The sequence below is a fragment of the Pseudoflavonifractor phocaeensis genome (genome assembly GCF_038439875.1).
Taxonomy (GTDB): Bacteria; Bacillota; Clostridia; order Oscillospirales; family Oscillospiraceae; genus Vermiculatibacterium.
On record NZ_JBCDMT010000002.1, the window covers coordinates 12,007 to 24,043 of the forward strand.

A 12,037-nucleotide genomic window follows, 5' to 3' on the forward strand; every position below is an offset into this window, starting at 1 on the left:
AAGGGAATCTGCGCCCAGGTTAGCACTAAGACTTTTCTTTGGGGGTCTGGGGGATGTTTCTTTTCCTCGGGAAAAGAAACATCCCCCAGAAGGCCGCACGTCCCGACGTGCAACCAGGCAGCAATCAAACGGAACGACCCCCCAAAGCGAAATAATCTTGTTATGTGATGCCAAAAGCCTGAAATCTTGATGTTCCAGGCTTTACTAACTTCCCGCCAATGTGGTATAATCATTTTGTTATTTTATCCTGTGATTTTAAAAACCACGGAGGGATGGCTTTGGAAGAGCTGGAAGAACTCAAGCGGCGGCTGGAGGAAGAGCGGCCGTCGGACTGGGAGAACCTTCCCGATCTGAGCCTTTATATGGATCAGGTCATCGGCTATATGCCCCGGCAGCTGATCCAGTACGGGGAGGCGGAACGGCTGACGTCCGCCATGGTGAACAACTATATCAAGGACGGGCTGCTGCCCCGGGCTGAGGGGAAGCGGTATTCCAAGGTCCATCTGGCCTACCTGACCGCCATCTGCGCCCTCAAGCAGGTGTTGCCCGTGCGGGACGCGGGGCTGCTGGCCGCCGCCCACGCCGAGGGGGAGGCCCGGGAGATGTACGACCGGTTCCGGGAGGAGCTGGACCGGGCGCTGAAGGATACCGCCCAACGGCTGGATACGGACTGCGGCCAGGAGGACCTGCCCCAGCTGGCCCTGTCCCTGGCCATGCGCAGCTATGCCGACAAGCTGGCCTGCGAGCGGGTCATCGACCTCATTCGCCAAAGTCAACCGGCGCGGCCGGAAAAATCCAAAAGAGCCGAAAGGAAACAAAAATATGAGTGAGTATATGATCGTCACCGATTCCTCGGGGGATCTGAGCCAGAGCATGGTGGAGGAGCTGGGGGTCAGCGTCCTCCCCCTGTCCTTCATCATCCGGGGCACCACCCTGAAGAACTACCCCGACGACCGGGACATGAGCGCCAAGGAGTTCTATCAACTCCTGGCGGAGGGGGAGATGGCCACCACCGCCGCCGTCAATGTCCACCAGTACGTGGAATTTCTCACCCCCGAGCTGGAGAAGGGGAAGGACGTGTTGATCCTGGCCTTCTCCTCCGGGCTCTCCGCCACCTGCCAGGCCGCCAATCTGGCCGCCGGGGAGCTGCGGGAGAGCTTCCCGGAGCGGAAGATCTACGTGGTGGACACCCTGTGTGCCTCCCTGGGACAGGGGCTCCTGGTCTCTTACGCCGCCCAGCGGCAGAAGGCCGGGGAGAGCATCGAGGCGGTGCGGGACTGGTGTGAGGCCAACAAGCTGCGCATCTGCCACTGGGTCACGGTGAACGATCTGATGTACCTCAAGCGGGGCGGGCGGATCTCCGCCGCCACGGCGGTGGTGGGCTCCATGCTCTCCATCAAGCCCATCATCCACGTGGACGACGAGGGCAAGCTGGTCAACGTGTCCAAGGCCCGGGGCCGGAAGGGGGCCCTGGACTACCTGGTGAAAAAGGCGGGGGAGCTGGGCGAGGACCTGGCCGGCCAGACCATTTTCATCAGCCACAGCGAATGTGAGGAGGACGCCCGGTACGTGGGGGACCAGATCCAGGCCCAGTACGGGACCCAGGGGACCCGCTACAACAACATCGGCCCCGTCATCGGCGCCCACACGGGCCCAGGCTGCGTGGCGCTGTTTTTCCTGGGAAGCCCTCGTTGACACCGGGGGTTGGATACAGTACAATCGAATCAGAGTTTTCAACCAGGGCGGCGGGGGAAAACCCCGCCGCTTTTTTTTAAGGAGGAGACCATGGATAACTGGCTGGAAGTGACGGTGGAGACCAGCGACGAGGAGATGGAGACCCTGGCGGCCCGGCTCACCATGAACGGGGCCGAGGGGCTGGTGCTGGAGGACGAGACCGACTTCAAGGTTTTTCTGGAGGAGAACCGGCAGTACTGGGACTACGTGGACGACGCCCTGCTGGAGCGGATGAAGGGCGTGGCCCGGATCAAGTTCTACGTCCCCGACGACGAGGAGGGCCGGGCGCAGATGGCGGCCGCCCTGGAGGGGATCGGCAACCCCGTGTCCACGGCCCCCCTCAAGGAGGAGGACTGGGCCTACGGCTGGCAGAAATACTATCAGCCCATGGCGGTGGGGGAGCGGATGTATATTGTCCCCGAGTGGGAGCGGGGCAAACCTGTGCCCCAGGGGCGTACGGCGGTCTATCTGAACCCCGGCCTCACCTTCGGCACCGGCTCCCACGCCTCCACTCAGCTCTGCCTGGGCCTGCTGGAGGGGCGGGTGATCCCCAGACAGAAGGTGCTGGATCTGGGTTGCGGCAGCGGCATTCTGTCCGTGGCCGCCCTGAACCTGGGGGCCGTGGAGGCCGTGGGGGTGGATATCGACCCCAAGGCGGTGGGCGTGGCCTACGAAAACGCCCAGCTCAACGGCATCGGCCGGGACCGGTACACCGTCCGGGCGGGGGACGTGCTCTCCGACGCCGGGCTGGTGGAGGAACTGGTCCAGGCGGGGCCCTATGAGATCGTCCTGGCCAACATCGTCTCCGACGTCATCATCCCCCTCTCCGCCCAGGTCCACCGGTTCCTGGCGCCCGGCGGGACCTTCCTGTGCTCCGGCATCATCGACAGCCGGGCGGACGAGGTGGCCGACGCCCTCGAAAAGAACGGCCTGGAGATTTTGGAGCGGCTGGAGCGGGACGGCTGGTGCGCGCTGGCCGCCAGGGCCGGCCGGCCGGGGTGAGAGCGTGAGGGCCACGGTCAGACCCATCCGCCTGCCCCCCGGGCGGCGGGTGCTGGTCATCAGCGACATCCACGGCAACCTGCCCTTTCTGAAGGGGCTTTTGGAAAAGGTCTCCTTTTCCAAAGAGGATATCCTCATCGTCCTGGGGGACATCCTGGAAAAATCCGAGGGCGGGCTGGAGACCCTGCAATATGTGATGGAGCTGTCCAGGACCCACACGGTGTACACCCTCATGGGCAACTGCGACGACATCACCCCCGCCTTCCTGGACGGGGGGAGGAACATCCCCGAGACCTTTTACCCCCGGTATTTTCAGATGTGGGGGGAGAAGTGCGCCGTGGTGAAGATGGCCCACGCGGCGGGAGCGGCCATCGAGACGCCGGAGGACTACCCCCAGGCCCGGCGGGCCATCGCCCGGGCTTTCCCCGGGGAGCTGGCCTTTCTGCGGAGCCTGCCCACCATCTACCTCAGCGATGACTACCTCTTCGTCCACGGCGGCGTGCCCCGGGAGGAGGGGCTGGAGGCGCTCTCCGCCCACCAGTGCATGAAGAACGACGCCTTTCTGGACCAGGGCCGCACATTCCGCCGGTGGGTGGTGGTGGGGCACTGGCCGGTGACCCTGTACCGGGGGGACATCCCCTCCGCCAAGCCCATCTTCCTCCATGATAGGCACATCGCCAGCATCGACGGGGGGTGCACCCTGAAGATGGACGGCCAGCTCAACGCCCTCATCCTGCCGGAGGAGCCGGGCGGGGAATTCTCCTACGCGGCCTATGACGGCAACCCGGTGATGACCGCCCTGGACAGCCAGGAGCCGTCGGCGGACCCCATCAACATCCGCTGGGGACGCAGCCGGGTGGAGGTGCTGGAGCGGGGGGCGGAGTTCTGCCGCTGTCGCCACGTGGAGAGCGGCCGGGTGCTGGATATCCTCACCGACTACCTGCGGGAGGGGGACGAGGGCTGGCACTGTGAGGACTCCACCGACTACCGCCTGCCGGTGAAGGCGGGGGAGCGGCTGAGCATCGTGAGACAGACCAGCCGGGGGGCCCTGGCGAAGAAGGACGGGGCCACCGGATGGTATCTGGGCAAATTAAAATAAACTGGAAAAGGAGCGAGCGGCAATGGTGAATTTCAACTACTATACCCCCACCCGCGTGGTATTCGGCAAGGGGACCGTGGATCAGGTGGGCGAGCTGGTGAAGGCCCAGGGGGGGACCAAGGTCCTCCTCCACTTCGGCGGCGGCAGCGTGAGGAAAAGCGGTCTGCTGGACCGGGTGAAGGCCTCTCTGGAGGCCGCCGGGGTGGCCCACGTGGAGCTGGGCGGCGTGGTGCCCAACCCCCGGCTGTCCCTGGTGCGGGAGGGGATCGCCCTGTGTGAGAAGGAGGGGGTGGACTTCCTCCTGCCCATCGGGGGCGGCAGCGTCATCGACTCGGCCAAGGCCATCGGCTACGGGGTGGCCAGCGGCGGGGATGTGTGGGATTTCTACGACTTCAAGCGCGCCCCCACCGGCTGCCTGCCCATCGGGACGGTGCTGACCATCGCCGCCGCCGGCAGCGAGATGAGTGACTCCTCCGTCATCACCAATGAGGACGGCTGGGTCAAGCGGGGCTACTCCAGCGACCTGTGCCGCTGCAAGTTCGCCATCATGGACCCAGAGCTGACCATGACCCTGCCCGACTATCAGACCGCCTGCGGCTGCGCCGATATCCTGATGCACACCATGGAGCGGTATTTCAACGACCAGGCCCAGCCCATGGCCCTCACCGACGCCCTGGCCGAGGGGCTGATGCGGACGGTGATCGACGCCTCCCTGGTCCTGGTGAAGGAGCCGGGGAACTATCAGGCCCGGGCCGAGGTCATGTGGGCGGGGAGCCTGTCCCACAACGGCCTCACCGGCTGCGGCACCGGGGGCGGGGACTGGTCCACCCACAAGCTGGAGCACGAGCTGGGGGGCCTGTTCGACGTGGCCCACGGCGCGGGGCTCACCGCCATCTGGGGGAGCTGGGCCCGGTACGTGATGGACGCCCAGCCCGGCCGCTTCGCCCGGTTCGCCGTGGAGGTGCTGGGGGTGGAGCCCCAGGGGGACGACAAGGCCACCGCGCTCAAGGGCATCGAGGCCATGGAGGACTACTACCGCTCCATCCGCATGCCCACCAGCCTCCGGGAGCTGGGGGTGGAGCCCACCGAGGAGCAGATCGCCGAGATGGCCGAGAAGTGCGGCGTCACCGCCCACGGGGAGATGGGGGCCGTAAAGACGCTCCGGGTGGAGGATATGAAGGCCATCTACCGGGCGGCCATGTGAGCACAGACGCCCGGAGGAAAATCATAAAAAGGACCCCGCCGGATTCATCCGGCGGGGTCCTTTTTATTTAACGCGCGCTGCGCTCCTGGGCGTCGGCGAAGCCGGCCTGGCTGTTCTCCAGGTGTTGGACGGTGAGGTCATAGGCCAGGTCGGGATCCCGGTCCCGGATGGCCTGGTAGATCCGCTGGTGGGTGGAGACCCGGGGGCCGTTGCTGATGCGGGGGATGAATAGGTCGTAGGAGGTGCGCACAGACTTGATGATAATGGGCAGCACCCGCTCAAAAATGGGGTTCTTGCTCATTTTGCACAGCAGGGTGTGGAAGGCGATGTCTTTGGTGGAGATGGCCTGGATCACCTCGGGAGGGGTCTGGGCCCCGTTGAGCTGGGTGTCCAGGGCGTCGATGCTCTCGGCCAGCTGCCCCAGCAGCTCGATCTCGTCCTCGTCGGCCCTGAGGGCGGCCAGACGGTTGACGGCGGGCTCGAAGGTCTGGCGGGCCTCGAAGAGGTAGGAGTTGATGTTCTCGTCCTGGATGAATTTGAGGCCCAGGGGATCGTCGGACAGGCCGGGCATGACGCTGACAAAGGTGCCCCGGCCCCGGTGGATCTCCAAAATGCCCTTGGAGACCAGGCTCTTGATGGCCTCCCGCACGGTGATGCGGCTGACGTTGAGCTTGGCCATCAGCTCCGGTTCCGTGGGAATCTGGCTGCCCACTTCCCAGTTGCCGCAGATGATCTGCTTCTCAATCTTGTCGGCCACCGTTTTAGAGAGCGTTTTCGTGGTTGACATGGCAAAGAACACCTTCGTTCCCGGCAGTTTTGTTACATAACCTATTAAATTATCATATCGAAAAAAGGGGAAAATGTCAACGGCAAATAGATAGGACGTAATACGACATATGTATTTGGCGGATTCTACAAAATTCGACGGCGGATTTCGGGTGTTTCGTCAATTTACATTTTCCCGATCTTTGCATAAACTAGACACAAGACGACAGACGTCATATGACTAATGTCGGAAAAAGAGAGTAGGAGGAAATTTTATGGATTTTGTGTACGTGCTCCTCACCGCGCTGCTCGTCGTGGCCGCCGCGGCCATGATCCTGAAAAAGGTGGACTCAAAACTGGTCTTCCTTTTCCTGGGCGTTGTGGGCCTGCTGGTGGCGACCTTTGTCAACGGGGCCTCGGTTTTGGGAAGCTCCACCACCGGCAGCGTGTGGCTGGACGTTTTTGACGTGGTCCGGGCCAAGTTCGTCAGCACCATCGGCGGCACCGGCATCCGGCTGATGATGATCGGCGGCTACGTCATGCTGATGAACCACGTGAAGGCCGCCGACGTGCTGGCCAATTTCGCGGGCCGGGGGCTGTCCAAGCTGCGCAACCCCTACGTGGTCCTGGCCCTGGTGTACATCGTGGGCGCCGTGCTGAAGATCTTCATCACCAGCCAGATCGCCCTGGGCCTGCTGTTCATGGCCACCATGTATCCCATCCTGACCAAGCTGGGCGTCAGCAAGGTCAGCTGCGCCGCCGTCATCGTGTCCATCGGCGCGCTGGACCTGGGCCCCAACGATTCCACCACCATCTTCGGCGCTTCCGACATCATGAATACCACCCCCATGGAGTTCTTCATGGACTATGAGATCATCGTCGGGCCCGCGGTGATCCTGGCGGTGGCCGTGTTCTACGCCCTGTACTTCCGCTACATGGACCGCAAGGAGTTCGGCGGCCTGGTGGTGCCCCAGGACCAGGGCTCCGAAGAAGCCGGCGAGCTGGGCGTGCCCAAGTTCTACGGCATCTTCCCCCTGATCCCCCTGACCCTGGTGGTGGTGTTCAGCTTCATCGACAGCGTCAACATGGACGTCATCACTGCCCATGTCATCTGCTACTTCCTGTTTTTCATCGTGGACCTGATCGTGAAGAAGGACATGAGCGTCCTGATGGACAACCTGAAGCGGCTCTGGGTCTGGATGGGTGACTACTTCCACAAGATCATCGTCCTCATCTCCGCCGCCGGCGTCTTTGCCGAGGCCATCAAGCAGCTCAAGGGCATCGACGTGCTGGCCAACTGGTGCGCCCACCTGACCGGTGCCGCCCTGATCGCCGCCGTGGCCCTGAGCCTCATCGTCTTCGGCACCGCCATCCTCACCGGCAGTGGCAACGCCCCCTGGTACGCCTTCGGCCCGCTGGCCCCGGGGATCGCCGAGACTCTGAGCGCCCCCACCGCCCTGCTGGTGGTGCCCATGCACCTGGCCGGCGGCCTGGGCCGCTGCTTCTCCCCCTTCTGCGGCGGCATGATCGCCGTCAGCGGCATGGCCGAGCTGGATACCAGCACCGTGTGCAAGCGCAACATCCTGCCCATGACCTTCGGCTACATCGTCACCATCATCGCTTCTTACATCGTTTTCGCCGTGCTTTGATCCGCTGATTTTTGCAAGGAGGCAATTTAATAAACATGAGACACAATTTCGATGAGATCGTAAACCGCCGGGCATCCGACTGTAAAAAGTACGAGGCCGCCGCCTATCCCGCCGACGTGCTCCCCATGTGGATCGCCGACACCGACTTCGCCGTCCCCGTGGAGATCGCCGACGCCATCAAGGCCCGGGCCGAGCACCCCTGCTATGGATACCCCATCGAGTCCTTCGCCTTTGAGGAGTCCGCCGCCCGGTGGGAGAAGGTCCGCTTCGGCTGGGACGTGAAGCCCGAGTGGGTCAAGTACGCCAACGGCGTGCTCCCCTTCCTGATGTACGCCGTCCGGGCCTTCAGCCACCCCGGCGACCATGTGGTCATCCAGCCCCCCATCTACCCCCCCTTCCCGGCCATCATCCAGAACAACGGCCGCAAGGTGGTGGAAAACCCGCTGGTGCTGGACGCCGAGGGCAAGTATCAGATCGACTTCGAGGATCTGGAGAAAAAGCTGGCGGACCCCCGGGCCAAGCTGCTCTTCCTCTCCAACCCCCACAACCCGGCCATGCGCTGCTACACCCTGGCCGAGCTGAAGCAGATCGGGGATCTGTGCATCAAGCACGGCGTCATCGTGATCTCCGACGAGATCCACTGCGACCTGACCTACAAGGGGTATAAGCACATCCCCTTCGGCTCCATCAGCCAGGAGTTCGCCGACAACTGCATCGTGCTCATCAACCCCAGCAAGACCTTCAATATCGCCGGCTTCCGCACCGGCGCCGCCATCATCCCCAACCGGAGGCTGCGGGACGAGATCCAGATCGCCATCGTCAACAATAAGAACTACGGCCGGACCATCTTCGGCATGATTTCCTTCATCACGGCCTACACCCAGTGCGATTACTACGCCGATGAGATGATGGAGTACCTCCAGGGCAACCGGGATTTCCTGATGGATGCCCTGAGCCAGCGGGTCCCCCGGATCAAGCTGGCCGAGCCGGAGGCCACCTACCTCATGTGGCTGGACTGCAAGGACCTGGGCATGGACCAGGAGGCGCTGAAAAAATTCTTCTTTGAAAAAGCCAAGCTGGGCCTGAACGACGGCACCACCTTCGGCCGGGGCGGACTGGGTTACATGCGGTTGAACATCGCCTGCCCCAGAGCCACGCTGGAAGACGCGGTGGAGCGGATGGAAAAGGCGGTCAGCGCGCTGTAATCAGGGGACAAGGCCGGATCGGGTACGATTCGGCCTTTGCCCGTTTCCGTTCCGATGATGTTGCGCGGACGGGCGGAGCCGGGTATGATAGGATCTGAAACCTTCAAGGAAACAGGGGGAGGAACCATATGAAAAAAAGGAACGTGAGCCTTTTGCTGGCCCTGGCGCTCACCGCCGGGCTCACCGGCTGCGGCCCGGCGGGGGCGGACGGGGACAAGCCCTGGCCCAGCCGGGAGATCACCGTGGACGTGGCCTACACCGCCGGAGGCACCGCCGACACGGCCAACCGCCAGCTTGCCAAGCTGATGGGGGAGACCCTGGGGACCAACATTGCCGTGGTCAACGTCACCGGCGGCTCCGGCTCCATCGCCGGGCAGCAGGTCAACAACGCCGCCCATGACGGCTATACCTGGCTGGGGGATGTGGCCCACACCGTGTCGGGCTGGCGGTGCCTGGGCTATGCCGACCTGGGCTGGGAGGACTTCTACGGTTTCTATGCCGCCACCTCCCCCTATGTTCTGTTCGTGGCGGGGAACTCGCCCTATGAGACCTACGCCGACCTGTTCGAGGCGATCCGGGCCGACCCCCAGATGAAGTGGGGCAACGCCGGTCTGGGCTCCATCAACCAGCTCACCGGCCAGCTCATGCTGGACACCCTGGGCCTGACGGGCAACTCTGTGCCCTACGACGGGGGCCGTGCCGCCGCCGTGAAGGTGGTGGCCGGGGAGGTGGCCTGGTCCTGGTGCGGCGCCTCCGACATCCTGGACCTGGCCCAGAGCGGGGACATCCGCATCCTGGGGGTCTGTGACGGCCAGAGCTTGAAGGTGGAGTCGGCCAAAGGCGGCTATGAGGCCCCCTCCCTGCTGGAGGAATTCCCAGAGCTGTCCAGCCTCCAAGACCTGCTCTACTGGGGCTTCCGGGTGCCCCGTGACACCCCCGCCGAGGCGGTGACCGCCCTGGAGGGAGCCTTCCGGACGGCGGTGGAGAGCCAGGAGTGGAAGGACTTCTGCGCCTCCAAGAGCCTCACCCCCGCCTATGTAGTGGGGGAGGAGAGCGACGAGATGTGCGCCCGGCTGGAGTCCATCTATACCTGGGGGCTCTACGATCTGGGCATGACGGCGGAGGGGAAGTCCCCGGAGAGCTTTGAGATCCCCCGGATCGAGGACTTTGTTTTCCCGGCCAACGAGCGGGCGGAAAACGCCGCCCCCTGGCCCCAGTAAACCGATGGGAGGGATACGATGACCCGTGAGAAACTGCTCCGGAGCGGAGAAGGCCTGGTGGTCACCGCCCTGGGCCTGCTGTTTCTGCTGCTGTCCCTGGCCATCCCCAGCAACCCCGTCCCCGTGGCGGGGGCGGCCCGGTGGCTGTCCGAGGCCCGGGCCCTGCCCCTGCTGCTGTCGGCGGCGGTGGCGGTCCTGGGCGGGGCCCACACGGCGGCCCTGTGGCGGGGAAGGACGGCCCCCGTGCCCCCGGAGGGGGCCCCGGGGTGGCCCGCCCTGCTCATCCTCATCACGGTGGCCTACCTGGCCGTGACCTCCGTGGTGGGGTTTCCGGTGCCCACGGCGGGCTATCTGGCGGGGATGCTTCTGCTGTGCGGCCGGAAGGAGAACAAGCCCCTGCCGCTGCTTCTGGGCCTGACCGTCCTCTACGCCGTACTGGCCCTCTGGGCCATTCCCGGCGTGCTTCACCTGCGGCTGATGTAAGGGGGGAGGAAGAATATGTTTTCTGAATGGCTTTTTCTGCCCCAGGCGGCGGCCCAGTATTTGGCCGACCCCATGGTGTGGGTATTCCTCCTGCTGGGTACGGTCTGCGGTTTCTTCGTGGGGGTCATGCCGGGGCTGGGCCCCACCATGGGCATGGCCCTCTCCCTGGGCATCATCTTCAAGCTGGAGGCGGGCCAGGGCATGGCCCTGCTCATCGGCATCTTCGTGGCCGCCATCGGCTCGGGCGGCATCACGGCCAGCCTTTTGAACATCCCCGGCACCGCCGCCGCCGCGGCCACCTGCATGGACGGGTACGCCCTCACCCGGCAGGGGAGGAGCCGGGAGGCGGTGGGCTACTCGGTGGTGTCCTCGGTCATCGGCACCATTGCCGCCACCGTGCTCATTTTCCTCATCCAGCCCTTCATCACGGCCATCGCCCTGAAGTTCGGGGACTGGGAGACCTTCCTCTTCTGCCTGTTCGGCCTGCTGGTCTGCGGCTCCCTCTCCGGGGAGAGCAAGACCAGAGGGTGGATCGCCGCGCTGGGCGGGTGCCTGGTGTCAATGTGCGGGGCCGACGGGGTGCAGTCGGTGCTCCGGTTCACCTTCGGCCGGCCGGAGCTCCTGTCCGGGGTGGACAGCGTGGTGGCCATGCTGGGCCTCTTCGGCATCGGGGAGGTGCTCTACACCCTCAGCCGGCCGGGGCATCCCAGGATGCCGGAAAAGACCGGGTTCCCCATCATCCGGGCGGCCACCTTTTTGAAGAACAAGTTCAACATGCTCCGCTCGGTGCTGGCGGGGATGTGGATCGGCTTCATCCCCGGCATCGGGGAGTCGGCCGCCTGCTGGTTTTCCTACGATCTGGCCCGGCGGGCCTCCAAAAAGAAGGAGACCTTCGGCAAAGGGGCGGAGGAGGGCATCATCGCCGCCGAGACGGCCAACAACGCCAGTTCCGTGGGGGCCCTTATCCCCGCCCTGGCCCTGGGGATCCCCGGCAGCTCCACCGTGGCCATGTTCCTCTCGGCCATGTACGTGATGAACCTCCGGCCCGGCCCCACCCTCCTCATTGAGAATCCCGGGTTCCTGTGCGGGCTGTGCCTGCTGCTGATCGTGGCGGCCCTGGCCCTGGGGGCGGTGGCCTTTATCTGCTCCCCCTTCGCCATTAAGCTGCTGTCGGTGCCGGAGAACCTGCTCATGCCCTTCATCGCCGTCCTCTGCGCCGTGGGGGCCTACGGCACCACCAACACCCCCTTCGCCCTGGTGCAGCTGGCGGTGTTCGGGGTGCTGGGCTATCTGATGAAGCGGTTCCACTATCCCATCGCCCCCTTCGTGCTGGGCCTTTTGGTGGGCAGGACCGCCGACACCGCCCTGCGCCGGGCCCTCATGCAGTACGCCGGGGACCTGGTGGGCATGGTGACCCGGCCCTTCGGGCTGGTGATCGCCGTGGTACTGGTAGCCCTGTTCCTGTTGGGGCTGAAGTCCGATAAGGCCAGCAAGGAGGCCCAGCGGGGCTGAACTGTTTTTAGACGCGGGAAGCCCCTCCGGCACAGGCCGGAGGGGCTTTTTGTCCACGGCGGCGGCCGGCCCGCGGATTCGTAAGCAGCCCGACCAGAAAAAACGGCGCAAAGCCTTGACTTTTCGATTTTGCGCTGATATACTATCAAAGCCGCTTTGAATGG

At 64.4% G+C, this 12,037-nt stretch carries 11 protein-coding genes; 10 read left to right on the forward strand and 1 reads right to left on the reverse strand.

Annotation, left to right across the window (positions count from 1 at the left end):
• Window positions 1–272 precede the first annotated feature (272 nt).
• From AAEU42_RS02770 to AAEU42_RS02790, 5 genes are all read left to right on the forward strand, one after another.
• On the forward strand, window positions 273–830 hold the full coding sequence (locus AAEU42_RS02770) for a DUF1836 domain-containing protein (protein WP_342232003.1): 558 nt from the start codon (window positions 273–275) through the stop codon (window positions 828–830).
• Entirely contained in the window at window positions 823–1,695 is an 873-nt protein-coding gene (locus AAEU42_RS02775; RefSeq protein WP_342232004.1) for a DegV family protein, read from the forward strand. Before AAEU42_RS02770 ends, AAEU42_RS02775 begins: the two co-directional genes overlap by 8 nt.
• Window positions 1,696–1,785: 90 nt before the next feature.
• Window positions 1,786–2,736 carry a 50S ribosomal protein L11 methyltransferase gene (gene prmA, locus AAEU42_RS02780; protein ID WP_342232005.1) on the forward strand — a complete coding sequence of 317 codons (951 nt, stop codon included), beginning with the start codon at window positions 1,786–1,788 and terminating at the stop codon, window positions 2,734–2,736.
• A gap of 4 nt (window positions 2,737–2,740) precedes the next feature.
• Complete coding sequence (locus AAEU42_RS02785; RefSeq protein ID WP_342232006.1) at window positions 2,741–3,835, forward strand: metallophosphoesterase family protein; 1,095 nt, start codon at window positions 2,741–2,743, stop codon at window positions 3,833–3,835.
• Between the two features lie 22 nt (window positions 3,836–3,857).
• Complete coding sequence (locus tag AAEU42_RS02790; protein WP_342232007.1) at window positions 3,858–5,039, forward strand: iron-containing alcohol dehydrogenase; 1,182 nt, start codon at window positions 3,858–3,860, stop codon at window positions 5,037–5,039.
• 67 nt (window positions 5,040–5,106) lie between these two features.
• On the opposite strand, the gene AAEU42_RS02795 is transcribed toward AAEU42_RS02790, so the two are convergent.
• Window positions 5,107–5,826 carry a FadR/GntR family transcriptional regulator gene (locus tag AAEU42_RS02795; protein ID WP_342232008.1) on the reverse strand — a complete coding sequence of 240 codons (720 nt, stop codon included), beginning with the start codon at window positions 5,824–5,826 and terminating at the stop codon, window positions 5,107–5,109.
• Between the two features lie 253 nt (window positions 5,827–6,079).
• On the opposite strand from AAEU42_RS02795, the gene dcuC reads away from it, so the two are divergent.
• The 5 genes from dcuC (at window position 6,080) to AAEU42_RS02820 (ending at window position 11,873) form a co-directional block, all read left to right on the forward strand.
• Window positions 6,080–7,453, forward strand: coding sequence for a C4-dicarboxylate transporter DcuC (gene dcuC / locus AAEU42_RS02800; RefSeq protein WP_342232009.1), 1,374 nt, complete (start codon window positions 6,080–6,082; stop codon window positions 7,451–7,453).
• A gap of 35 nt (window positions 7,454–7,488) precedes the next feature.
• Window positions 7,489–8,658 (forward strand): MalY/PatB family protein, encoded by a 1,170-nt coding sequence (locus AAEU42_RS02805; RefSeq protein WP_342232010.1) that lies wholly within the window; start codon window positions 7,489–7,491, stop codon window positions 8,656–8,658.
• A 128-nt stretch (window positions 8,659–8,786) separates the two neighbouring features.
• The gene (locus AAEU42_RS02810) at window positions 8,787–9,878 is read left to right on the forward strand and encodes a tripartite tricarboxylate transporter substrate binding protein (protein WP_342232011.1); all 1,092 of its coding nucleotides are present in this window, start codon (window positions 8,787–8,789) and stop codon (window positions 9,876–9,878) included.
• Between the two features lie 18 nt (window positions 9,879–9,896).
• Complete coding sequence (locus AAEU42_RS02815; RefSeq protein ID WP_342232012.1) at window positions 9,897–10,361, forward strand: hypothetical protein; 465 nt, start codon at window positions 9,897–9,899, stop codon at window positions 10,359–10,361.
• 15 nt (window positions 10,362–10,376) lie between these two features.
• Complete coding sequence (locus AAEU42_RS02820; protein WP_342232013.1) at window positions 10,377–11,873, forward strand: tripartite tricarboxylate transporter permease; 1,497 nt, start codon at window positions 10,377–10,379, stop codon at window positions 11,871–11,873.
• Window positions 11,874–12,037: the final 164 nt, after the last annotated feature.